Annotated in this window: 29 protein-coding genes; 18 read left to right on the forward strand and 11 right to left on the reverse strand. The window is 36.4% G+C overall.

The window, feature by feature from the left end; all coding sequences use genetic code 11:
• Positions 1 to 82: 82 nt before the first annotated feature.
• From FVQ77_07505 to mazF, 9 genes are all read left to right on the forward strand, one after another.
• A complete protein-coding gene (locus tag FVQ77_07505; protein ID MBW8050170.1) occupies positions 83 to 457 on the forward strand; it encodes a metalloregulator ArsR/SmtB family transcription factor in 375 nt (124 codons plus the stop codon).
• Positions 458 to 821: 364 nt separating this feature from the next.
• Positions 822 to 1,517: a noncanonical pyrimidine nucleotidase, YjjG family gene (locus FVQ77_07510; GenBank protein MBW8050171.1), complete on the forward strand. Its 696-nt coding sequence runs from the start codon at positions 822 to 824 to the stop codon at positions 1,515 to 1,517.
• 354 nt (positions 1,518 to 1,871) lie between these two features.
• Positions 1,872 to 2,078, forward strand: a complete 207-nt coding sequence (locus tag FVQ77_07515; GenBank protein MBW8050172.1) for a CopG family transcriptional regulator — start codon at positions 1,872 to 1,874, stop codon at positions 2,076 to 2,078.
• The gene (locus FVQ77_07520) at positions 2,075 to 2,575 is read left to right on the forward strand and encodes a hypothetical protein (GenBank protein ID MBW8050173.1); all 501 of its coding nucleotides are present in this window, start codon (positions 2,075 to 2,077) and stop codon (positions 2,573 to 2,575) included. The genes FVQ77_07515 and FVQ77_07520 overlap by 4 nt, the downstream gene beginning before the upstream one ends.
• 262 nt (positions 2,576 to 2,837) lie before the next feature.
• On the forward strand, positions 2,838 to 4,577 hold the full coding sequence (locus tag FVQ77_07525; GenBank protein ID MBW8050174.1) for a hypothetical protein: 1,740 nt from the start codon (positions 2,838 to 2,840) through the stop codon (positions 4,575 to 4,577).
• Positions 4,578 to 4,701: 124 nt separating this feature from the next.
• Positions 4,702 to 5,289 carry a hypothetical protein gene (locus tag FVQ77_07530; protein MBW8050175.1) on the forward strand — a complete coding sequence of 196 codons (588 nt, stop codon included), beginning with the start codon at positions 4,702 to 4,704 and terminating at the stop codon, positions 5,287 to 5,289.
• Positions 5,290 to 5,460: 171 nt separating this feature from the next.
• Complete coding sequence (locus FVQ77_07535) at positions 5,461 to 6,279, forward strand: T9SS type A sorting domain-containing protein (protein MBW8050176.1); 819 nt, start codon at positions 5,461 to 5,463, stop codon at positions 6,277 to 6,279.
• 37 nt (positions 6,280 to 6,316) lie between these two features.
• Positions 6,317 to 6,559 (forward strand): AbrB/MazE/SpoVT family DNA-binding domain-containing protein, encoded by a 243-nt coding sequence (locus FVQ77_07540; protein ID MBW8050177.1) that lies wholly within the window; start codon positions 6,317 to 6,319, stop codon positions 6,557 to 6,559.
• The gene (gene mazF, locus FVQ77_07545; GenBank protein MBW8050178.1) at positions 6,559 to 6,900 is read left to right on the forward strand and encodes an endoribonuclease MazF; all 342 of its coding nucleotides are present in this window, start codon (positions 6,559 to 6,561) and stop codon (positions 6,898 to 6,900) included. The genes FVQ77_07540 and mazF overlap by 1 nt, the downstream gene beginning before the upstream one ends.
• A gap of 118 nt (positions 6,901 to 7,018) precedes the next feature.
• Here mazF and FVQ77_07550 read toward each other — a convergent pair whose 3' ends face one another.
• From FVQ77_07550 to FVQ77_07560, 3 genes are read right to left on the reverse strand one after another with little or no spacing between them, the layout of a single operon-like run.
• A complete protein-coding gene (locus tag FVQ77_07550) occupies positions 7,019 to 8,809 on the reverse strand; it encodes a T9SS type A sorting domain-containing protein (GenBank protein ID MBW8050179.1) in 1,791 nt (596 codons plus the stop codon).
• Between the two features lie 12 nt (positions 8,810 to 8,821).
• Positions 8,822 to 9,085: an addiction module toxin, HicA family gene (locus tag FVQ77_07555; GenBank protein ID MBW8050180.1), complete on the reverse strand. Its 264-nt coding sequence runs from the start codon at positions 9,083 to 9,085 to the stop codon at positions 8,822 to 8,824.
• A gap of 2 nt (positions 9,086 to 9,087) precedes the next feature.
• Positions 9,088 to 9,312, reverse strand: coding sequence for a type II toxin-antitoxin system HicB family antitoxin (locus FVQ77_07560; GenBank protein ID MBW8050181.1), 225 nt, complete (start codon positions 9,310 to 9,312; stop codon positions 9,088 to 9,090).
• A gap of 210 nt (positions 9,313 to 9,522) precedes the next feature.
• Here FVQ77_07560 and pruA point away from each other — a divergent pair, with 210 nt between their 5' ends.
• Complete coding sequence (gene pruA / locus FVQ77_07565) at positions 9,523 to 11,151, forward strand: L-glutamate gamma-semialdehyde dehydrogenase (protein ID MBW8050182.1); 1,629 nt, start codon at positions 9,523 to 9,525, stop codon at positions 11,149 to 11,151.
• A gap of 48 nt (positions 11,152 to 11,199) precedes the next feature.
• Here pruA and sucD read toward each other — a convergent pair whose 3' ends face one another.
• Genes sucD through FVQ77_07580 form a run of 3 tightly spaced genes read right to left on the reverse strand, consistent with a single transcriptional unit; the run spans position 11,200 to position 12,745 of the window.
• Positions 11,200 to 12,069: a succinate--CoA ligase subunit alpha gene (gene sucD, locus FVQ77_07570; GenBank protein MBW8050183.1), complete on the reverse strand. Its 870-nt coding sequence runs from the start codon at positions 12,067 to 12,069 to the stop codon at positions 11,200 to 11,202.
• A 41-nt stretch (positions 12,070 to 12,110) separates the two neighbouring features.
• Positions 12,111 to 12,527 (reverse strand): type II toxin-antitoxin system VapC family toxin, encoded by a 417-nt coding sequence (locus FVQ77_07575; protein ID MBW8050184.1) that lies wholly within the window; start codon positions 12,525 to 12,527, stop codon positions 12,111 to 12,113.
• The gene (locus FVQ77_07580) at positions 12,524 to 12,745 is read right to left on the reverse strand and encodes an AbrB/MazE/SpoVT family DNA-binding domain-containing protein (GenBank protein ID MBW8050185.1); all 222 of its coding nucleotides are present in this window, start codon (positions 12,743 to 12,745) and stop codon (positions 12,524 to 12,526) included. The genes FVQ77_07575 and FVQ77_07580 overlap by 4 nt, the downstream gene beginning before the upstream one ends.
• Positions 12,746 to 12,944: 199 nt before the next feature.
• Here FVQ77_07580 and FVQ77_07585 point away from each other — a divergent pair, with 199 nt between their 5' ends.
• On the forward strand, positions 12,945 to 13,133 hold the full coding sequence (locus FVQ77_07585; protein ID MBW8050186.1) for a hypothetical protein: 189 nt from the start codon (positions 12,945 to 12,947) through the stop codon (positions 13,131 to 13,133).
• A gap of 12 nt (positions 13,134 to 13,145) precedes the next feature.
• Here the strand turns inward: FVQ77_07585 and FVQ77_07590 are convergent, their stop codons facing one another.
• The 3 genes from FVQ77_07590 to FVQ77_07600 form a co-directional block, all read right to left on the reverse strand.
• The gene (locus tag FVQ77_07590; GenBank protein MBW8050187.1) at positions 13,146 to 14,423 is read right to left on the reverse strand and encodes a replication-associated recombination protein A; all 1,278 of its coding nucleotides are present in this window, start codon (positions 14,421 to 14,423) and stop codon (positions 13,146 to 13,148) included.
• Between the two features lie 62 nt (positions 14,424 to 14,485).
• A complete protein-coding gene (locus FVQ77_07595) occupies positions 14,486 to 15,292 on the reverse strand; it encodes an SDR family NAD(P)-dependent oxidoreductase (protein MBW8050188.1) in 807 nt (268 codons plus the stop codon).
• A gap of 18 nt (positions 15,293 to 15,310) precedes the next feature.
• On the reverse strand, positions 15,311 to 15,940 hold the full coding sequence (locus tag FVQ77_07600) for a hypothetical protein (protein MBW8050189.1): 630 nt from the start codon (positions 15,938 to 15,940) through the stop codon (positions 15,311 to 15,313).
• Between the two features lie 272 nt (positions 15,941 to 16,212).
• Between FVQ77_07600 and FVQ77_07605 the strand changes: the two genes are divergently transcribed.
• The 3 genes from FVQ77_07605 to FVQ77_07615 all read left to right on the forward strand — a co-directional run bounded on the left by FVQ77_07605 (position 16,213) and on the right by FVQ77_07615 (position 19,071).
• Complete coding sequence (locus FVQ77_07605; protein MBW8050190.1) at positions 16,213 to 17,724, forward strand: PAS domain S-box protein; 1,512 nt, start codon at positions 16,213 to 16,215, stop codon at positions 17,722 to 17,724.
• 38 nt (positions 17,725 to 17,762) lie between these two features.
• Entirely contained in the window at positions 17,763 to 18,161 is a 399-nt protein-coding gene (locus FVQ77_07610) for a response regulator (GenBank protein ID MBW8050191.1), read from the forward strand.
• A gap of 250 nt (positions 18,162 to 18,411) precedes the next feature.
• Positions 18,412 to 19,071, forward strand: a complete 660-nt coding sequence (locus tag FVQ77_07615; protein MBW8050192.1) for a response regulator transcription factor — start codon at positions 18,412 to 18,414, stop codon at positions 19,069 to 19,071.
• Here the strand turns inward: FVQ77_07615 and FVQ77_07620 are convergent.
• The gene (locus FVQ77_07620; protein MBW8050193.1) at positions 19,068 to 19,319 is read right to left on the reverse strand and encodes an RNA-binding protein; all 252 of its coding nucleotides are present in this window, start codon (positions 19,317 to 19,319) and stop codon (positions 19,068 to 19,070) included. The two genes, FVQ77_07615 and FVQ77_07620, sit on opposite strands and share 4 nt — an antisense overlap.
• Before the next feature lie 104 nt (positions 19,320 to 19,423).
• Here FVQ77_07620 and FVQ77_07625 point away from each other — a divergent pair, with 104 nt between their 5' ends.
• Positions 19,424 to 20,044, forward strand: a complete 621-nt coding sequence (locus tag FVQ77_07625; GenBank protein ID MBW8050194.1) for an ABC transporter ATP-binding protein — start codon at positions 19,424 to 19,426, stop codon at positions 20,042 to 20,044.
• Between the two features lie 4 nt (positions 20,045 to 20,048).
• On the opposite strand, the gene FVQ77_07630 is transcribed toward FVQ77_07625, so the two are convergent.
• Positions 20,049 to 20,387 (reverse strand): DUF4296 domain-containing protein, encoded by a 339-nt coding sequence (locus FVQ77_07630; protein ID MBW8050195.1) that lies wholly within the window; start codon positions 20,385 to 20,387, stop codon positions 20,049 to 20,051.
• 71 nt (positions 20,388 to 20,458) lie between these two features.
• On the opposite strand from FVQ77_07630, the gene FVQ77_07635 reads away from it, so the two are divergent.
• The 3 genes from FVQ77_07635 to FVQ77_07645 all read left to right on the forward strand — a co-directional run bounded on the left by FVQ77_07635 (position 20,459) and on the right by FVQ77_07645 (position 23,567).
• On the forward strand, positions 20,459 to 21,337 hold the full coding sequence (locus tag FVQ77_07635; GenBank protein MBW8050196.1) for a DUF58 domain-containing protein: 879 nt from the start codon (positions 20,459 to 20,461) through the stop codon (positions 21,335 to 21,337).
• Positions 21,338 to 21,520: 183 nt separating this feature from the next.
• Positions 21,521 to 22,459: a hypothetical protein gene (locus FVQ77_07640; GenBank protein MBW8050197.1), complete on the forward strand. Its 939-nt coding sequence runs from the start codon at positions 21,521 to 21,523 to the stop codon at positions 22,457 to 22,459.
• Between the two features lie 70 nt (positions 22,460 to 22,529).
• A complete protein-coding gene (locus FVQ77_07645; GenBank protein ID MBW8050198.1) occupies positions 22,530 to 23,567 on the forward strand; it encodes a hypothetical protein in 1,038 nt (345 codons plus the stop codon).
• Positions 23,568 to 23,611 lie beyond the last annotated feature (44 nt).

The raw sequence follows: 23,611 nt of genomic DNA on the forward strand, positions 1-23,611 counted from the left end.
CAAGAGTTGCTTTTCCTGGTTTAATTCAATGATTATAAAACATAAAACAATTTAACAATACAACAATTTATTATATTTGCATATGAGAATCAAACATTTTAATTTATCATCCGGTACTCAAATGTTCAAAGCGCTCAGTGATGAATCAAGGGTCAGGATCTTAAATCTGATACTGAAAAACGGAGAAATGTGTATTTCAGACCTTGAATTGGTACTGGATTTTACACAAACCAAAACGTCACGCCACCTTACTTATTTGAAAAATGCAGGTATATTGACATTCAGGAAAATTGATCAGTGGGCATTTTATTATATCAAAGATGAAGTAACAGACATAATCAACCGGCAATTTAATTATCTTCAAAAAGATACCACATTGACAAATGACCTGGAGACCTACCGGGAGTTATATGAGAATGAACAATTAGGGATTTGTAAGTTAAAGCATGGCGCATAGCGTCATTCTCAATTTACTTAGCAATAATTAATTTGGTACCTAAAAATCTAAATTAAAAAGAAAGAAAAGTTGACCCCGTTAGATATAATCAATAAAAGCAACAAACAAGTAACATATAATGCAACATTTATAAACATTTACCTGATAGTATAAAAATATCTAACGGGGTGAATGTAAATGTTATGATACTTCCTTAATTTAGTTGCCGTAAAAGTAAAAAATTAATAATAATAGGGTCAACCAGCACCCAGTAACCAGCATCCAGTAACTGATAATTTGATGCATGATGTTAATAATGCTTACAATTTAAGTTGTTTTTTTTAATTTAGATTTTTAGGTGGTAGTTTAATCTTGAGATTTATTTATGAACAACTACAAACATATATTTTTCGACCTTGATGATACACTCTGGGATTATGATAAAAATTCACAGGAAACCCTTGAAGAATTATATCAAAATTACAGACTTTATGACTCAGGTGATTTTACAGTGGAAAAATTTATCACTCAATTCAAGGTAAGAAATACAGAATTATGGGAAAAATACAAAAACGGAACTGTAGATGTAGAAATTCTAAGAAAAGATAGATTTGTAGCAACCTTGAATGATCTCGGAATAAAACAAAAAGATCTATGTACAAATATTGCTATTGATTATCTGAAGATATGTCCTAAAAAATCCAACATAATTCGATTTGCTCATGAGGTTTTAGCTTATCTCCAAAAAAAATATCAATTACATATTTTAACCAATGGCTTTGAGGAAACTCAGTGTATGAAGTTAGAACATTCAGGTTTGAAAAAGTATTTTACTAACATTATCACCTCCGAACGGGCTGGTTGTCGAAAGCCCGACAAAAAGATATTTGAATATGCTTTACAAAAGGCTGATGCGATTGCCAAAGAATGTATCATGATTGGTGATGATCATGAAACAGATATATTGGGTGCAAAAGGGGTAGGAATAAAGCAAATATTCTTTAATCCGGAAGTGCGAATAAACAATTATAACCCTACTTATGAAATAAAAGATTTGAGCGAATTATACCGGATTCTTTAACAATTCGGCATTGAAAACGAAATTCAAAAAAAGATTAGAGAGCAGATTATCCCGCTTGAATAGTTTTTTCTTTAATAACCATATTGTATAATTGTAATAACTTATTTTTCGTAATACCTTGTCCTTCCAATTTCATAGTGGCATAAACAGAATCAATAATCATTTTTTTAACAAATGATTGGTTTCTTAATTGCTTATATTTTTCTCTAATTGTCATTAACGCAACAAAATAAATATCTGAAAAGAAATGAGTAGTTTTAGGGAATAATTTTATAAAAGAATTTTGAGCATATAGTTTATATAGTTAGGAACATTTTGTAGTTTTACCGCAAAGAATAACACTAAAAAAATATTATGAAAACAATGAAAATTGATTTACCAAAAAAAATAGTAGTTGCCATGGGAAACTATGTAAAAACAGGTTGGTTTAACAATGAATCAGAAGTAATGCGAGCAGCTTTACAGGAATTTATCAGAAATCATCGTATTGAATTAACGGATAAATTCATGGAAGAAGACATTAAATGGGCATTAGAAATAAAGAAAAACAGGGGAAAATGAAAAATGTGGTATGTGATACGGGCCCTGTTTTACACTTAAAACAGTCAAATTTGTTATGGTTATTGAAAAAAGCAGGGAAAATTTTGATACCCCTTAAAGTTAATGAAGAATTACAATATCTTGATAAATCATGGTTAGATCAAAAGCCTTCCTGGATAATTGTCAATACTTTAATAAAAGAAGACTCTGATGAAGCAAGTCTTTTGTTGAATTCAGGGTTGCTTGATGCTGGAGAATCGGAAGCCGTAATACTTGCAAAACGAGTAAAAGCGTTATGGTTTTTAACGGATGATTCAGCGGCAAGAATATTTGCAAATTCTATAGATTTAGAGGTTCATGGTTCATTAGGCATCGTACTTTGGGGAACTGCAGTTGGACATTTAAATTATAATGAAGCAAGGTCAGCAATTTATCAGCTTGAACGGTCAACATTGTGGATGTCTCAAACTATTATTGACAAAGCATATAAATCTTTAAAAGATATTTTCATTAAATAGAAGAAAATATTATTCCATTATAATAAACAAAAGTAAAGTGAGATTGTTTTTTTTATTCTTTTTAAAATTGTTCCTGTAGTTCTTTTCAGAGGAAGCAACGCAACAACTATTCCACCAGGGATCAAAAGATTAATAGAATTGAAATAAATAGCTGAAAAGAAATGAGTGATTTTGGGTAATAATTTACTAAAAAGTTTCTTTTTACTTTTAACTATAAGTTTGTGGCAAAGCTGAAAAATGGTAGATAAAAATCATCCAAAAAATGGAAAAAGGATTACATTTAAAACTACTTGTAGAATTCAGTGCAGTATTTGACGAAGAACCTAAAGATTTAGAAACATACTTAACTGGTATAAGCCGATCAATGTTATTGAATGTAGCAGCATTCTTTTTAGGCTTTTCAAACAGAAAGTCAAAATATGAAAATTATAAAAATCTATTGGAAACCTTTTTTTGCGCAGAAAACAATTCGATAGCAAATCAAATTTATTTCAAACTTATGAAACTCGAAGATGATAAGAGAAAAGAAATAATTATCATCCAACCTCAAAGCAGTTTGCAATTATTTGAATATTGTTTTGACAATCTTTCCAATGATGAGACACAAAAGAAAGCAGAAGCGGAAGTAAATATTTTTAAAGCATATCTCTATTTAAATGAACAAAATACAACCAAAGAGCAAACTGCATTTATTTCAACAAAGAACCTTCCTCAATGGCTCCGAATTGCAGGGATTTCATTATCGCAATCTTACCCTTATTCGGAATTAATTAATTATGATATAAAGGAAGTATTTGTAGGACAGATAATTAAATCTATATTTCTATTTGAATTCTTAGAAACAAATCCAAAAACTCAACTTCTTCTTGTAAAATTTAATAAACATTTTAATTGTTCTGATTGGAAAGAATATCTAAATAGGTTTTTACCGCTTACTTTTTCTTTAATTAAAGCTGAACAAGAAGCCAACATTGATCTTATCATTACAAGAGATGAAAATTTTAAAGAAAATTGCGAATTTATTGATAAACTAATTGCTCAAGAATCTGATACAATGGTTGACTATGATTTCAAGACAATTAGAAGCAAACCTTTTTATAGAGTTTCAGAAGGTGTGTATAGAATTATATATAGCTTATTCGTTGTAGAAAAAATATTTAAAGGATTGTATTTTATACTGAATGAGATAAACAAAACTTTGCCACTTGCACATAAGATGAATAATTTTAGAGGCATTTATTGTAATGATTTTTCTGAAAAGCAACTTATATACAAACTTCTAAACAGTATTTATGAGAATAGATATATAGAGTTTAGTGGTGAAATAATAAAGCAGCATGGTATTAACGCTGAACCTGATTACTACATTAGAAAAGGCAATTATTTATTCATATTTGAATCTAAAGACATACTTATTAATTCTGTGATAAAAACTTCCTATGATTACAACAAATACGAAAGAGAGTTTAAGAAGAAGCTATATTTTGATGACAATAAAGGAAAAATTGAAAATAAAGCAGTTCTTCAATTGCTTAATAATATAAAGAGAGTATTATCAAAACAATTTTCATTTGACACCAACTATAACGAGGGTTCATTGTATATATATCCAATAATCATTTTACATGACCATCAATTCAATGTAGCAGGCTTAAATGTATTAGTTAATTATTGGTTTCAGGAAGAAATAAATAAATTAAACCAACTGGGGTTTAATACTGATCGTGTACGACCTATCGTCATAATTGATATTGACACATTGATTCTACACCAAGATATTTTAAGAGACCGGACAATAAAACTGGAAAATGTATTAGATAATTATTACAAGTTTATCAAGTTTAATACAAAGAAAAAATATAGAGATGAAGAACATGCTACGGAATATAGAGAAAGAACTGTTGTTTCTTTTTCTCTATTCTTGGCAAACTATGTTTCGAAGAAAAAAATTGGACGAATTCCAAAAATGTTGAAAGAAAAAGTGTTTAGTTTGTTTAGTTAAACGACAAATCAACATTGGCAGATAAAAGCCAAGCCCTAACATGATGTACAAGTAAATTAGAGGTAAAAAACATTTTGAAAAATCTTTCTTTAAATTAACTTTGAAATAAGTGAATAAATAGGCTATGTTTATTATATTTGTCCAAAATAACATTTTGATCATGAAAAAATTATTACTCTCATTAACCATCGCTTTGCTGATAAGCAACTCATTTGCCCAAACCTACCAATGGGCGAAGAGCATCGGCAGCACAGCATACGATATCGGCTACAGCATCGCCACGGATGCCTCCGGCAATGCATACATAACAGGATCTTTTCAATACACAGCCGACTTTGACCCGGGCGCGGGAGTACAGAATTTAACTTCTGTTGGTAGTGCTGACATCTTCTTCGCCAAATATGACGCAAACGGCAATTACCTCTGGGCGAAGAGCATCGGCGGCATAGCAAGCGATATCGGCTACAGCATCGCCACTGACACCTCCGGCAATGTGTACATAACAGGATTTTTCTCCGGTATTAGCGGTGACACTATCACAGCCGACTTTGACCCGGGCGCGGGAGTACAGAATTTAACTCCTGTTGGTGGTGATGACATCTTCTTCGCCAAATATGACGCAAACGGCAATTACCTCTGGGCGAAGAGCATCGGCAGCGCAGGCTACGATGTGGGCCACAGCATCGCCACGGACGCCTCCGGCAATGTATAAATAACAGGATTTTTCTCCGGCACAGCCGACTTTGACCCGGGCGCGGGAGTACAGAATTTAACTCCTGTTGGTAGTTCTGTCATCTTCTTCGCCAAATATGACGCAAACGGCAATTACCTCTGGGCGAAGAACATCGGCGGCACATCAAGCGATGTCGGCAACAGCATCGCCATGGACGCCTCCGGCAATGCATACATAACAGGAGATTTCTACGGCACAGCCGACTTTGACCCGGGCGCGGGAGTACAGAATTTAACTTCTGTTGGAGTTCGAGACATCTTCTTCGCCAAATATGACGCAAACGGCAATTACCTCTGGGCGAAGAGCATCGGCGGCACATCAGCCGATTTCGGCAACAGCATCGCCACTAACGCCTCCGGCAATGCATACATAACAGGATTTTTTTACGGCACAGCCGACTTTGACCCGGGCGCGGGAGTACAGAATTTAACTCCTGTTGGTATTAATGACATCTTCTTCGCCAAATATGACGCAAACGGCAATTACCTCTGGGCGAAGAGCATCGGCAGCACATCAAACGATGCCGGCTACAGCATCGCCACGGACGCCTTCGGCAATGCATACATAACAGGATTTTTTGTAGCTACAGCCGACTTTGACCCGGGCGCGGGAGTACAGAATTTAACTCCTGTTGGTGGTAGTGACATCTTCTTCGCCAAATATCAGGATTCCGGAAGTACAGGCATTGATGAGCTTAAAGCTCAAAGTTCAAAGCTCAAAGTTTATCCAAACCCCTACACCGGTAAAACCAACATCAGCTACACGCTGCCGGAAAAAACCAATGTATCTTTAGAAATATACAACATTACCGGTAAAAAAATACATACATTGGTAAATAAAAACCAAAATGCAGGCAGACACCAATACGTGTTTTCTGCAAAAGACCTGGGTTATGGCAAGGGAATATATTTATTAAAGTTCAGGGTAAATGAAACCAATATCACGAAGCTGTTGTTAGAATTAAAGTAGTTTGTTAATTTTGTAAAAAAATAAAATATATATTAATATGAACACAGTAATTCAAAAAGTTGGAAATAATTTTGCAGTGCTAATTCCAAAAAAACTTGCAAAGACATCTCATTTAAATGAGGGAATGAAGGTAAATTTAACTTTAAAGAATAATGAGATTATCATCAACAAAGATAAACAAAGTAAATATACCCTTGACCAATTATTATCAAAAGTCAATAAAGATAATTTGCATAAGGAAATTAGTTTTGGCAAGCCTGTTGGAAAAGAAATAATTTAATGCCCTCAAAATATACCCCCGACAAAGGAGATGTAGTTTGGTTATCATTTGACCCCCAGACTGGCCATGAACAATCCGGCAGAAGGCCTGCCTTAGTGATTTCTCCTAAAAAATATAACAGCAAAGTTAGATTAGCTTTGTTTTGCCCGGTTACCGGTAAGATAAAAGGGTATCCATATGAAGTAGCAATTCCCCCAAAATTGAAAATCAAAGGTACTGTTCTGGCCGATCAAGTCAAAAGTCTTGACTGGAAAGTGAGAAAAGCAGAGTATATCTGTAAAATTCCAGATGATATTTTAATTGAAGTATTGGAAAAAGTTAATACCTTGTTACAATATTGATAAAGTCGTTCAACATTTCTTAGAAAATATTAACGCTGCTATCACTTAAAATCCCCTCATTATATATCCTGCTTTTATTATTAAATGTTTATTTTCATTGGTATTTCAAAGCCTCCTTTTATTTAATAGCGACCTTTACTGTTTTACTTACTTTTTCGGTCTGTATTTCAACAAAATAAATGCCTGATGGATAACCCTGGAGTTCAATAATATGTCGAATCACTCCGGAGCTTTTCGGAAATTTTTGAAAATAAAGACTTCTTCCAGGCATATCCTTAACTCTTAAAAGTATTTCCTCGGGTTCAGATAGGTGATAGCTCAAAATAAAGGAACCATTATTTGGATTGGGATAAACCTGTACCGAGCGAAGCGAGGTACCCCCCTCAGTAATTCCTGTAAGTTGATAAAATAAAGTGTTGGATTGGGTACTGCAGCCAATATCATTAGATAACACAACATAATAGTTCCCGGTATTTTGAGCGAGATAAAACTGCTGATTTGCCCCCGTAATTGGCAAACCATCATAGTACCATTGATAATTGTATCCGCTAACGTTTGAAATTAAAAGATTTTCATTTAACGTAATATTATCTACCGGTGGGTTTTCAATTGTTATGGTATAAACATCTGAAGCTACTTTACAGCCGTTGGAATCAGTCAGTTCAACCCAATAACTCCCACTATTGTAAACCACATAAAAAGAATCTGTTGCTCCCAGCAATACAATAGTGTCCTGGTACCATTGAAGGTTTGCGTTGTAACCGGTATTGAGGATAATTGAATCTCCAACACACGCACTATCACTTGAAGCTGTTAATACGGGTAGTGCTGGTAACGGATAAACAGTTACATAACTTGTATCATTAAACGAGAGCACAGAATGAGTGATCTCATATTGTACCGTGAGCGCTCCATTGGTAATGGTATAAATCCCGGGAGTTTGACCATTAAAAGATATGCTACCGCAAAGATCATTGGCTCCGGCCAGACCGCCATCCTCATCCCATATTTCCAGCGTATAGGTAGTATCGTTCAAATTGGTTGGGGGAAAAGGAACTGAAACAGGAGGATTACTTGTCACAGAACCAGTTGTGGCAAGAGAATTAAGTATCTCCACCCCACCCTCGTATAGAACCAAATAAAAATCAGGATCAGAACCAAAATCATCACAATCTGCTGCCAATACTTCCACTAAAGTTAAGGTGTAGTCAAGCGTATCTATAGTCGTTTGCAAACTCACGGAATAAGTACCCGGTGTATTATAGGTCATGGGCGGAGGAAACTCAGCGCTGCTTGTCAATGCATTGCCAAAATCCCAGTTGTAGCTGTAATTGGGATTTCCATTGCTTGGGAAATTGGTTTGAAAAGAGGTGGTAACAGAACCGCACCCAAAAGAGTTGGTCATTGCAAAGCTTGCATTTCCGGAAGTGTCGGGCAAAATTGTTATGTAAATGTCAAAAGTTTCCTGTTGCATCACAGTGCCCACAATGGGAGCATCTACATATACAGTTACAAAGACAGTAATAGTGTAGGTACCGGATATAAGGGGTGTGCCGCATACTTTCACACAACCATGTTCAGTAGCCGGAGGATTGCTTGAGGGGTAAAATTTATCGTTTGGTGAGCTTGACTCCCAGGATAATCCAAAGGGAACATTATAGATTGCGTCTATTACCAGGGTATCAAAAACCACATCAACACCAGCATTAAATACTGCGGGCAGATAAAATGAAATATCTTCATCATAGGGTATCATTACTCTTCCATCAGGCAGCGTATCGGGGCATAGTGTTGGGTATGGCGGATTGATCTTACAGCTTGTGTCTGCTACGCAGCCGGGGCATTGGGCAGACAGGTTGGAAGTAAAAAGTAAAAAGTAGAAAGTAAAAAGTAGAAATTTATTTTTCATAACGATATTCGTTCACTTACTATTATTCGCTTTATTTGATTGTTTAGAGGTAGGTTTGTTACCTTTTTTAAAATCCTCAATTGAAATATCTGCATCTTTGATAATTTGTTTCAGCAAACCTTTTCCTAAATCTTTGGAAGCATGAACTGGGACGGTAACCCGACTTCCTTCTGAATTACGAAAAATTGCATGACTACCACTTTGGCGAACTTTAACAAAACCTTTTTTATTCAAAATTTTAATGAGCTTTTTTGCAGTTATGACAGGCAGCTTCATATTTACACGGCAATACTTACTTGTTCTGTTCTAACTTCCTCATAAATTAGCTCACCATTTTCAATTCTATCTTCAATATGCAATTTAATTGCATCTTTTATTAATTCAATTGCTTGTTCTACAGTTTCACCTTCACTATAACACCCCTGTAATGAAGGACAAATTGCCAAAAAGCGGCCTGACTCATCTTTTTCTATTACTATTGTAAATGTATATGTCTTTTTCATACATATAGTTTGATTTTGCTTGTAATTTTTTACAAAAATAGACTTTTTTAGTTAAAACTAAAAATTATTCTTTTGAATGCCTTCACTATTAACACAAAAAAATAAGCGGATTGTTTATACTTGCTAAAATTAATTGTTACAAGCAAAGCCTTTGGGATAGCTTTTAAAAAAAATTTCTTTAAATTTGTTCGATTTTTAATTTTAAAAGCTATGTCAAAAGGATTCTTCAACGTACCAACACCCGAAAATGAACCGGTACTGTCTTATGCACCGGGAACGACGGAAAGGGATGAGCTAAAAGCTGCATTAAAGGAAGCGAGATCAAAAGAAATTGATATCCCCATGTTCATTGGCGGAAAAGAGGTAAGAACAGGGAATACTGTCAAAATAGCTCCACCGCATGACCACAAGCATATATTAGGTCATTATCATGCAGGTGATGCTTCGCATGTGAAAGCTGCAGTGGATGCTGCCCTGGCAGCTAAAGAAAAATGGGCATCTATTTCATGGGAACACAGGGCAAGTATATTCCTTAAAGCGGCTGACCTTCTGGCAGGACCTTACAGGGCAAAATTAAATGCTGCAACCATGCTGGGCCAGTCTAAAAATGCTTTCCAGGCAGAAATTGACGCTGTATGTGAGCTGGTAGACTTCCTGCGTTTTAATGTTGCCTACTTAACAGAGATATATAAGCAGCAGCCCGGATCAGCAGCAGGGATGTGGAACAGGATTGAACAAAGGCCTTTGGAAGGGTTTGTATTTGCGCTCACGCCTTTCAATTTCACTTCAATTGCGGGTAATCTGCCCTCAGCACCGGCTTTGATGGGCAATGTGGTGGTATGGAAGCCTTCTAAAACCCAGATATATTCTGCCCATGTTTTGATAGAAATATTCAGAGAAGCGGGTGTGCCGGATGGCGTCATCAATTTGATCCTGGTAGATGGGCCCACTGCCGGGGAAGTTATTCTCAACCATCCTGATTTTGCCGGCTTTCATTTTACAGGCAGTACGGAAGTTTTCCAAAATATCTGGAAAACTGTGGGCGCCAATATCCAAAATTATAAAACTTATCCCCGGATTGTAGGCGAGACCGGTGGTAAGGATTTTATTATAGCGCACAGGTCTGCTGATCCCAAACAGTTAGCAACTGCAATCTCCCGGGGCGCATTTGAGTACCAGGGACAAAAATGTTCTGCGGCTTCAAGGGCATATATTCCATCTAATCTGTGGGATAGCGTTAAAAAATCGGTACGGGAAGACGTTTCATCTTTCAAAATGGGCGGGCCGGAGGATTTTACCAATTTTATCAATGCCGTGATTGATGAAAGCTCATTTGATAAGATCACCACCTATATTGATGGGGCTAAAAAAAGCAATGATGCGGAGATCATTGCAGGCGGGAATTACGACAAATCAAAAGGTTATTTCATTCAGCCCACAGTTATTCTTGCCAAAGACCCCACCTACGTGACCATGTGCGAAGAGCTGTTTGGACCGGTTATGACAATTTACGTTTATGATAAAGACAAATATGAAGAAACCCTGAAACTGGTAGATAGTACTTCACCCTATGCGCTGACGGGCGCTGTTTTTGCAAAAGACAGGTATGCCATAGACTTAGCTTGTAAAATACTAACTAACGCTGCAGGTAATTTCTACATCAACGATAAGCCGTCTGGGGCAGTTGTAGGTCAGCAGCCCTTTGGAGGCTCACGTAAATCCGGAACCAATGACAAAGCCGGCAGCATGATCAATCTAATGAGGTGGGTTTCACCAAGAACCATCAAAGAGACTTTTGTACCGGCTACTGATTACAGGTATCCGTTTTTGAGTGCATAGTGCATGGCGCATGGCGTTGAACTCCCTCCATGCTCTTTGCTCCATGCTCTATTCAAGCACCTCCGCCATTGTCTCGCCAATATCTGCAGGCGATTCCACTACATGAATACCACATTCCTTCATTACCTTCATTTTAGCTGCAGCAGTATCATCTGCTCCTCCGATAATAGCCCCGGCATGTCCCATTCTTCTGCCCGGTGGTGCTGTCTTTCCTGCGATAAAGCCGACAACAGGTTTTTTTCCATTCTCTTTGATCCAGTGTGCTGCTTCACTTTCCATACCTCCGCCAATCTCACCGATCATAATGATGCCTGCAGTATCCGGGTCGTCCATAAATAACTCTATGGCTTCTTTAATGGTTGTACCTATGATCGGGTCACCCCCAACACCGATACAGGTAGATTGGCCTAAACCGGCTTTTGTTACCTGGTCAACAGCTTCGTAAGTGAGTGTACCGGAACGGGAAATAATACCAACTTTTCCGGGTTTATGGATAAAACCTGGCATGATCCCAACTTTCGCCTCACCAGGTGTAATTACACCAGGGCAATTCGGCCCGATCATCCTTACATCTTTTCCATCCAGGTATTCTTTTACCATGATCATATCCCGGGTAGGTATTCCTTCAGTAATAGTTATGATCACCTTTATACCTGCATCAGCAGCCTCCATAATAGCATCTGCAGCAAAAGCAGGCGGTACAAATATCACCGATACATCGGCTGAGGTTTTTTCAACAGATTCCTGCACGGTATTGAACACAGGTTTGTTGAGATGTGTTGTACCACCTTTTCCAGGCGTGACACCTCCAACGACATTCGTGCCGTATTCTATCATCTGTTCAGCGTGAAAGGTTCCCTCTGAACCAGTAAATCCCTGCACGATTACTTTTGAATTTTTGTTTACTAATATACTCATAATGCGATATATTTCAGCCTATAAAGGTGTAATTTATTATTCTATCGTATCCAAAAAAATTTAATTTTTTCTTTTTTTTCTATAATATCAAACTCGTGATGGTCTGCTGTTACAATTTCTGCTTTTTTTGTTTTTGCTTCTGCCAGAGCTATTGAGTCAGCTAAAGAGATTCTGTATGTTGCTTTTAGTCTACCTGCTTCTTTAAATACTTTATCTTCCAATTGTTCAATAATGGTTATTGGCAGATCATTAACAGTTATGAGAATATCATTAGCTTTCTTTTTGCTCTCTCTCCGGTAAGAATCATAATATACTTCAAACAAATTTATTTTGTGAATAAATACTAAACAATCTTCTTTTTCGGATCTTCTTAAAATATCATCTACTTTTTCTGACCCTTTTTCATTGCCGAAAAATGCTATCAATGAGCACGCATCTAAAATATATGTATCTTTCACCGTTCTAATTCCTTTTCTTTTTCTTTTAATTTGCAAAAACTTTCAGATGTTATTGCTGTTCCTTTTAAAATACCTCTCGCCTTTGTAATTATATCCTCTACAGGCTTTACCAATATCCCTTCCTTAGTTTCATAAAATTCAACTTTCTTTCCATTCAATTTATCGGCAATTTTTTTAGGGAGATTCAAAATCCCTGATTTTACAATTATTTGTTTCATCTTTTCTAATGAATTTAGTAAATTCAAATAAAAATTTTAGTTGCAAAGCCCCGCATATAAATCATTATATGTTGTACAAATTTATGTGGTGATAAAATTTATGTGCGGGGCAAAGATAATACAAATTAATGACATAATAAATCACTTATAATATAAAAATAAACATTTAGGTAAGGAAGAATATGATTTATCAGTCTCTTTGATTGGAAAAAAGCAAACTGATAAGATTATAAAGGAGGTTTTAATTTCTTCAAAACAAAATGGATCTATCAAAGATAATGAATCAAACAAAAAAGAAGATTTAGGTTTAACTCAAAATGAAATAGATAAGTGGAATGTAAAATTTAAAAAGCTAAAAGAAGCTAACAGGGAATTAAAACCCGCTTAATTCCACTATTTCTTAATATTCATATTTTTTCTCCCAGAGTTTTTTTAACCTTGCCCTCAGCTCATTCTCCCGTGAATTCTTACCTGGGTTATAAATGAGTGTCCCTTTAATTTCATCAGGTAAATATTGCTGTTCGACAAAGTTATTCTCAAAATCATGGGCATATTTATAATCCATTCCATAACCAATATTTTTCATAAGTTTTGTGGGGGCATTTCTTAGATGCAGCGGAACCGGCAGGTCTCCGGATTCTTTTACTATACCCTTTGCCTTTTTTATTGCTTTATAGGAAGCGTTGCTTTTGGGTGATGAAGCAAGGTAAGCAGCAGTTTGGGACAGGATAAGTTCAGCTTCGGGTAAGCCAATGAAATTAATGCCATGGAAACAGTTTACTGCCAACACCAGCGCCATAGGATTTGCATTGCCAATGTCTTCCGATGCTAAAATGATCATTCTTCTTGCAATGAATTTAGGCTCCTCTCCTCCTTCCAACATTCTTGCCAGCCAATAAACTGCTGCATTGGGGTCGCTCCCTCTCATTGATTTTATGAATGCTGAAATAATATCATAATGCTGCTCTCCTTTTTTGTCGTATAAAGCAATTTTTTGCTGGGCGATATTTATGACGATATCATCCGAAATTGTTACTGTCCCGGCATCCCGGGTACTCGGGGCCGCAGAATCAACAGCTAATTCAAGGAGGTTTAATAATTTCCTGGCGTCTCCACCTGAAATGCGAAGTAAAGCCTGGTGTTCCTTGAGCTGAATACCTTTCTTTTTAAGAACCACATCGTTTTTAATAACATATTTGAGCAATGATACCAGCTCTTCTTCCTCCAATGGTTTTAAAATATAAACCTGGCAGCGGGAGAGCAGCGGGGAAATCACTTCAAAAGATGGATTTTCAGTGGTAGCGCCTATCAAAGTAATAATTCCCTTTTCTACCGCACCCAGCAGGGCATCCTGCTGGGTTTTGTTGAAACGGTGGATCTCGTCAATAAACAGCGCTGTTTTGGAGTTAAAGCGGGCTTTCTCAATAATGGCTTTGACATCTTTTACCCCTGAACTCACTGCGCTGATCTTAATGAAAGGGATAGATAATTTGTTTGAAATGATATTCGCCAAAGTGGTCTTACCTGAACCGGGAGGCCCCCAAAAGATCATGGAAGGTATCACACCTGCCTCAAGAGCATTTCTCAATATGGCATCTTTGCCGACAAGATGTTTTTGACCGATAAAGGTATCAAGTGAATCGGGACGGATCCGTTCGGCTAATGGGGGGGTTGGCATAGTTTACAAATATAAAGTATATCCGGTATTACAGTACATCAATTTTTCAAATGTTACTCCTGTCATCCACCTGTTCTCTTACGCTGAAATTCGGTTATGCCCATCACATTGATAAACCAGTTGGAGAATCTTGGGAAGAGCGCGCTAATTGCTAACAATGGGCGTATAGGCAGAGAGTTGACTATGACTTCGGGTTGATTACGCTTGATAGCCCTTACTGTAGCGTTTGCTACTTGTTGTGGAGTACAAGATCCTACCGTTTTTGGTGGCTTCATACCACATTTAGCAAACATCCCTTCACCTGTAACAAAACCAGGACAAATAACTGAAAGACTTACGCCTGTGCCTTCCAGTTCGATACGTAGCGCACTTGTCCACTCAATGAGTGCAGCTTTGGTACCGCCATATACTGCTTCGTAGGGAGGGCTTTTTTTGCCTGCGATAGAGCTTATATTTACGATGTGTCCTTCACCATTCTTCAGCATTTGCGGGAGCACCAGGTGTGTGAGGTGCATGGGAGCTAACACATTTGTTTGCACAGTCATGTCAATAATCTCCGGATCAAGTTTGATGAAAGCTCCTTCAGATTCCACACCGGCATTGTTGATGAGAATATCGATTGATCCAAGAAAGTCTATGGTTTTCTTAACAAGCACTTTACGTTCTTCTGAATTTTTGATGTCAACCGGAATGGCAGCGGAACGCACACCCATCTCCTCAATTGAAGCGGCCATTTTTTGTAAAAGTTCTGCCGAACGTGCAGTAACCACAACGTTTACACCTTTACTTGCCAGGGCACGAGCAATGTGTGGTCCGATTCCTCTTGAACCCCCGGTAACAAGAGCATTTTTATTTCTTAACTTATTCATATTGAAAACAGAGATATATTAATTTCCCTTCCCCTTCTTCACTGGCGGTTTGTTACCTTTACTTCCTTTATCAGCGCCTTTTCCGCCTCCTTTATTACTTTTAACATTTCCGGATTTTGTTGATTGAGATTTTACAGTTCCCGGTTTCCCTGTCTGCTGTTTTTCCGTTTGTGGTTTTACAGTTCCTGGTCTTCCTGGTTGCTGTTTTACAGCTCCCGATTTCTCTGTTTGCGGCCTTCCCGCTCCTTGTTTTCCAGGTTTAGGCCCCTGTTTTCCGCCACCTTTATACCCTTTCGGATATTTTTGCTTGTGTACATGGTGGTGGCTGTAATGATGTTGTACCTGTATTTTATAACCGGTATGAAGGTCATAGCCATGGCAATGTGCAGGCAGTTGAGCAGCATATAACCATTGAACCCCACTGTAATAAATATACTGCCCGGTTTTAATAACATAATAAACTTCTATTTCCGGGAAATAATAATATTGTAAATGGCTTTGATACCCATGTGCCGGTGCCCAGGGTGGCGGTCCATGGTGCTGATGCTGTACGGTTGTTGTTGGTCGTGGACTTGGGGTAGTGTATACTACGCATGATGATATGATCATACAATATACCAGCGATACGGTAATAGCTGTCTTTTTCATTTTTTAAGTTTTTAATTTATTCATAATAATCAATTATCTTGCCACAAAATTAACAACTTATAACTAATTTTTATACGATTTATAGAAGAAAGATATTAGAAAGTTGTAAGTTGCGGGTAAAGGTTAGAACATGAAACATGCAACAGCTACCTTAGTTTATGCGTAATTAATACAATTTACGTATATTGTCACCGGAGTCTCACGCTAAGTGGAGCTCAGAATGTGTATCATGGGAGCCCAGGATACACTATCATTACCAGAACAACTAACAAATGGATACAGTTACCCGGTCATTAAAGCCCCGCACCAATCCCTCCGTGATCCCGGGAGGAGGTACAGGTGTAAAGGATAAAAGAATTGATCAGATCTATGATATTATCATGCAATTAGCCTCCGGTAATGTGAAGGTAAAACCCAACCTTTCCAATAAAAGCGACAGGTTTGGCGGCATTATTAAAGGTCTCAGTTTACTTCGCAAGGAGATCATTGAAATGCAGCTTGAACGTATTGGAGCTAAACAGGAGATAAGCGAGATTTTAAAGGTTGTTGAGTCTTTTGCATCTCTGGATTACTCAAAAAAAGCTAAGCTCAGAGCAGATACAGACCTTTTTAATACACTGGCTAAAGGAATAAATAAATTAGGCGAAGAATTGCAGTCTTCCACTGTATCACGTGATTACTTCGAAAATGTTCTTCAAAGCATGATCAATATGCTGATCGTGGTCAACCCGGATGGAACGATTAGAACTGTTAACTCAACGGCACTTGAACTTTTGGGATATCAGGAAAATGAGTTAATTGGAAAATCTATTAGTATTATATTTTCGCAAGACACCCCCTCCAAAAAAGGCAGAGGTAAAGTAATTGAGGAACTTATTAAAAAAGGAACAGTTCACAATGTTGAGAAGATCTTTCTGTCCAAAAGTGGTAATAAGATCCCGGTTTTATTTTCAGGCTCGCTCATGAGTGATGATAATTGTAAACTTCAGGGAATCGTTTGCGCTGCTCAGGATATTACCAGGCGCAAACAGGTTGAAGAAGAAAGAAAAAAACGTGCCGAAGCAACAGCAGCAGTCAGAGCCGGGAAAAAGCGTGCTGAAGAGTTAGAACAAATCAACGCTGAACTTAAAAAGGCAGATGAACATATCAAAGCATCACTTAAAGAAAAGGAGATTTTGTTAAAAGAAATCCATCATAGGGTAAAAAATAATATGCAGGTAATTTCAGGTTTGCTTGATCTTCAGGCCGACAAAAGTAAAGACCCGGCAATCAAAGATTTTTCAACAAAAGCCAAAGACCGTATCAGGTCCATGGCGCTTTTACATGAAAAAATATATCTATCAAAAGACCTGGCAAATATTGAAATTTCTGACTATATTGAAACCCTTACTGATGAACTGGTCTATAATTATAATATTAATAATAATATCAAACTAAAAAGGGAGATTGATGAAGTATTTTTGGATATTGATAAGGCAATACCGTTGGGTTTAATAATCAATGAACTTGTGTCTAATTCGCTAAAATATGCTTTCCCTAAAGACAGAAAAGGAGAAATTTTCATAAGTCTTAAGTCCCTGTCCAGACAAAGTCGGAGTAAAAAAAATAATGGAATTATATTGGAAGTTGGCGATAATGGATTAGGTTTGCCTAAAAATTTTGATATTCAAAATACAGAAACTTTGGGTTTAGAGCTTGTAAAATCTTTAACCCAGCAGCTTAAGGGTAGTCTTAAGATTATCAGGCATAACGGCACAAAATTTAATATAGCATTTGCAGAATGACAAAAAACTAATACCTAATTCCGTAAATCATAGTAATTATGAAACTTAGTACTAAGCCACATATATTAATAGTCGAAGATGAAATGGTAATTGGGATGACTATAAGAAATAAGCTCCAAAATATGGGATATGCTGTTTGCGGACTGGTAGATTCGTGGGAGGATGCTGCTGATATATTAGAACGGTCTCAGACAGATCTGGTTCTCCTGGACATCAGAATAAAGGGGCAAATAGATGGCATTGAATTAGGCAGACAAATTATTGAGGTGATGAAAATACCAGTGATCTTTCTTACAGCCCATTCTGATAACATAACTATACAGCGCGCAGCTCAAATTCAACATTCAGGTTATATTGTAAAACCTTTTAGGGATGAAGAATTGAAAACAACGATTGAAAAGGCATTGCGCATAGCCCCGCCAGTTGGCGGGGCATAGTGCAAGACATTATGCCTGCAAGGCTGTTACCTGAAAATCTAAATTAAAAAGAAAGAAAAGTGATGTAAATGTTATGATTTATGTTTAATTTAGTTGCCGTAAAAGTAAAAAATTAATAATAATAGGGTCAACCAGCACCCAGTAACCAGCATCCAGTAACTGATAATTTGATGCATGATGTTAATAATGATTACAATTTAAGTTGTTTTTTTTAATTTAGATTTTTAGGTGTTATTTAAAATATTTAAAGATGAATAAAATCACAGTTCTTTTAGCCGATGACCATGTATTAATTCGTGCTGGTTTTAAAGTGTTAATGCAAGATACTGATGATATAGAAGTATTAGGTGAAGCAGGTAATGCGCAGGAAGCTATTGCTAAAACAGAAGAATTATCACCTGATGTAGTAGTTATGGATATTTCTATGGGAGAGAAGGAAGATGGTTTAGAAGCAACTCAAATCATAAGTGAAAAATTCCCAGATACAAAAGTGCTTATACTTTCCATGCACGATGAAGAAGAATATGTCTATAAAAGCATTAAATGCGGTGCGCATGGCTATTTACTTAAAAGTGCAGAAAAAGAGCTTATAAGGGGCATAAAAGCAATCGCAAAAGGAGAAAAATATTTTGGCGCCAGTGTTTCCAAAATTATGACAGAGGGCTACATCCAGAGAGCAAAAAGGCAACAGAAATCCCCTGGTGAGAAAAATGACCAATTAACAAAACGGGAAATAGAAATATTAGAGCTTATAGTACAGGGACTTAGTAGTACTGATATTGCTGAAAAACTCTCCCCAATCATTAGCCCACGAACTGTGGAAACTCATAAATCCAATATGATGAAAAAATTAAACCTAAAAAATACTCCGGAGCTTGTAAAATATGCTCTTGAAAATAAACTTGTTTAATATTCTTTTTTAGGATACGCTTTATTCACCTTAACATTTCTACCATCCATATCTTTACCATTTAAAGCTTCAACAGCAGCATCACCTTCACCATCATTCTCCATATCTACAAATGCAAAGCCTTTGGACTTACCACTATACTTGTCTGTGATTACCTTGACCGATGTAACTTTGCCAAATTCAGCAAAAGTTTTTTCTAATTCTTCCTCGGTCATTGTGAAAGAAATATTACCTATGTAAATTGTCATAATAAAAATTTAATTGTATTTTGTGTTTTTATCCCTCAAACCTGGGATTGAACAATTCTCCACAAAATGTTAAAAACGCTGCAAGTTAAACAAAATTATTAACAATGAAAATAATTTTAAAAAAAATCGGAAAAAGATTTAATAAGGAATGGGTTTTCCGGAATGTTAATTTAGAATTTGAGCTCAACAATTCCTACGCTATTATTGGACCAAACGGTTCAGGGAAATCTACATTATTGCAAATTGTTGCAGGCATAATGAGCCCGACTGAAGGCAGCATCACCTATTATTCTTCTAATAAAATCGAAAGAGAGAATATTTATAGGCATGTAGCTCTATCAGCTCCATTTTTAGAACTAATTGAAGAATTTACACTCTTTGAAACGTTGAAATTTCATCAACAGTTCAAACCATTCAAAGCTGGTATAAATACGCAGGACATTATAGAAATATTTTCGTCCGGAGGTCTATGGACAAAACACAAACCGGTACAGTACTTTTCTTCAGGGATGAAACAGCGATTGAAATTAGCGCTTGCCATATTTTCCAGCGCACCTATCCTGCTGCTTGATGAACCAACCTCAAACCTCGATAAGAACGGCCGGGTTTGGTATCATGATGAACTAATAAAAAACAAGGAAAACAAAATTGTAATTATCTGCTCTAACCAGCCTGCTGAATTTGAGTTTTGCGAGAATATTATTGACATTTCACAATATAAATAAACTTTCAATTTTTTCTTTTTAAAAGCGCATTTCTCACGCTCAAACTATCTACTACAGCAGTATAAATATCATCAAGTATATTGATATTACGCAAATAATAGTTATAGCTTTCGTCAAAGTTTTCTTTTTCGATCCCATGTTTTTTGAAGATTGCCAAATCCTTAAATATTGCTATGGATGAATCTTTTGACAGATGCGCTTCATCAACCATAGCCTCGGCAATATGAATATCAACTAAAATGTTGATCATTTGTTCTTTACTGATTATATTTGCAGGAGGTTCTTCTTGTTGTACGCATGCAAAAACAAGCAGTGTAATTAATATACAATATAGTTTTTTCATAACCGATGATACTAATAAAAAATGCTAATATACGATTATACCCTATTAGTATTGGATAAATAACCATGGAAATACATGACCTTATAAAAAAACTCCGTAAATACGAAATTCGTATCCGTAAAGCAATCAATCACCAAATGCAGGGTGATTTTCATTCGGTTTTTAAAGGTTCAGGGCTTGAATTTGATGATGTAAGACTGTATCAATATGGAGATGATGTGAGAGCCATCAATTGGAATGTATCTGCTAAAGGCCATGGTACTTATATAAAAACCTTTAAAGAGGAAAAAGAACAAATCATTTTCTTTATCCTTGACGTGAGTGCATCACAGGAAATAGGGCAAATGGGTCAGCAAAAAATCGATATTGGAAAGGAAATTTGTGGCGTTCTAACATTATCGGCCATCAAAGAAAGCAGTCAGGTAGGACTTATTTGCTTTAGTGATCAGAAAGAAAAATATATAGAACCCGGTAAAGGAACGAATCATGCACTTCAACTAATTTCCGACTTGTATCGCCTCACACCAAAGTCTGTAAAAACAAATCTTAAAAGATCATTGGGCTTTGCACTAAACATTCTAAAAAGAAAAAGTATTATTATACTGATCTCGGATTTTATTGATATTGAATACGAAAAAAATTTAAGAGCCATGTCAAACCGGCATGACCTGGTAGTGATCCATCTCCGAGACCTTCGTGAAACAAACTTCCCCAGATTAGGCATTATCCCGATTTTCGATAAAGAAACCAAAAAAACGAAGTGGGTGAATACTTCTTCAGCCAGATTCAGAAAAAAAATTACTGATGAATTAGATGAAAATAAATTACGTCTGGAGCAGCTTTGCAGAAAGTATCAGGCTGACTACCTGGCCATTAATACCAATGAAGATTATATACCTTCGCTGATTAGATTATTTAACGTAAGAAAAGCAAGTAAAAAAATATCATAATTTATAGTAATGGAATTTAGTTTGTTTTAAATGAAACTTATATTCAATTATATTATTTATGCTCTTAATGGACAGTTTCTGGGCTCTGGTTTCTGGGCTCTGGGTTATTATAATTCTTTCTGACAGTATTTACTCTACCAGCACCCAGTACCCAGTACCCAGTTACTTTATATTATTATAACTATGACAAAAAATATATTATCAATTCTCCTAATATTTATTATTCCATTCTCAACCAACAGTCAGGATTATCGTCCAAAAGGTAAATTTCTAACAGACAGCATAAAAATTGGCGAGCCTGTTCATTTCAGTCTTAGTTACACGCATCCCCGGGATATGGAATTGATCTTCCCTGACTCAAACTATAATTTTTCTCCTTTTGAATTTATAGCAAAAAAATATGTTTCCCCAACAAAAACGGACAGCGCTGCAAGCAAAGATAGTGTAGTCTATACGCTGATCTCCTTTGAAATTGATAAAATACAGTATCTTACTTTACCTGTTTTCCTTTTCCAGGATAACCGGGATGACACGGTCCGGATCTTCTCAAATATTGATTCGGTTTTCTTAAAGGAGCTTATCAAAATATTGCCTGATACTGTCGTATTAAAGGAGAACACTAATTTTCAGGAAGTTGCCCTCTGGTTTAATTATCCCCGCCTGATAATTGGCATAGGAATATTTCTGGTAGTTGCCATTGTTATATGGTTAATATTCGGCAAACAGTTCAGGAGAAAATACCGTATGTATAAACTCAAAAAGAATTACAGGAAATTTGTAGAAAACTTTGACCAAATGAGAAGTGATATTCTTTCAGGCCTGCCTGCCCTGCGTAAGCCTGATAATTGGCAGGCAGGTAAATCTGAAAAAGATATTGAAAAGCTGATCATTCTTTGGAAACATTATCTTTCTAAATTAGAGCGCCAGCATTATATCACATTCACTACCAAAGAGCTGCTGAAAATATTCAAAGATGAAGTACTCAACCAGGCGCTTATGGATTTTGATAAAGCCATTTATGGAGATAAAATACCAGATACAATTGAAAAGCCTTTATATATTTTGCAGGATTTTGCTGAAGACAGATATGACAGGAGGGTGCAGCAGATACTTGTTGAATAAAAGGTGAAAGCTGGTTACACGTTTGTAACAGAACGTATCAAGTATCAAACATCAAGTATCAGGCAATAATATGCGATACCCCATTTATTTATTAATATCTATTCTTGCTGTATCTCGTTTCTCTTTCTCACAAGAAAGCATTTATCATAAAGACGAATATGTCATTAAAAATATCCAACTGTTAGAAATACACCCTTTTTGGATCGTGTATGAGAAAAAATGCCGCTCTTATGAGCTTGAAATTGATAAGATAGATAAAATTGAAACCGAAAACTATGAAATAATTGATTTTGACGATCATTATAAACCTGTTTTCCAAAATTCTGATATAAGATCCAGGTATCTAATATATGAAAATCCTGCCGATGAAGCATATCTGGGAGGTAAAGTTATTTTTGTAAGTGAGGCAGTTGGAGCAACAATAGACCTCAGCGAGAAGATGGAATATTATCTTTTCCCGTTTTGGGATAATGGGAAATTCCTTTCTGCCCAATTTATAAAGTTACCGGATGGCTCAATTATCCTTAGAGGTATTATGGTTGATAGTTTAACAGATATTGTTGATTATTCGAAGGAAGATTTTTGGCTGACCAAAAATTTGATTGAAGGGCAAACAATTGCCAATGCAAGAATAATTATTACATCTAAAAGTGGTTATAAATATAAAGGGACGTTATTACATGCAGCGGACAGTGTGCTTATCCTTTGGAATACCAAACAGCCCTATAGTATTAATGCAATAGATAAGTACGCAAAATCGCTTTATTACTCAGATATGAAGCGTATCACTATTGACAGAAAAAGTAAAATTATCAGGGGCATGAGTATTGGTTCTTTGATTGGCGCCAGCATAGGATTGGGAACAGGTATTGCGCTTCCGTTAGCTGGTATTCCGATAATAGTTTTAGGTGCAGTGGTTTCAGGGCCCTTAGAAGGATTGGTATTTGTAGGTATAACGGCAACTGGCATAGGCTTCGGAATTGGCGCTTTGCATCGCTATAATATCAATGAAAATATAAGCGCCTATAAAGCATTATTACCCCACTTAAAAAAAAGAGCTATATTTCAGTCTATCCTGCCCGCTGAACTTAAGAATTTGGAAATTTGATTTTGTAGAGATGTTACATGTTGGAGCACAAGGGAAATCCCGAA

It is taken from the genome of Cytophagales bacterium (genome assembly GCA_019456305.1).
In the GTDB taxonomy this organism is placed as follows: Bacteria; Bacteroidota; Bacteroidia; order Cytophagales; family VRUD01; genus VRUD01.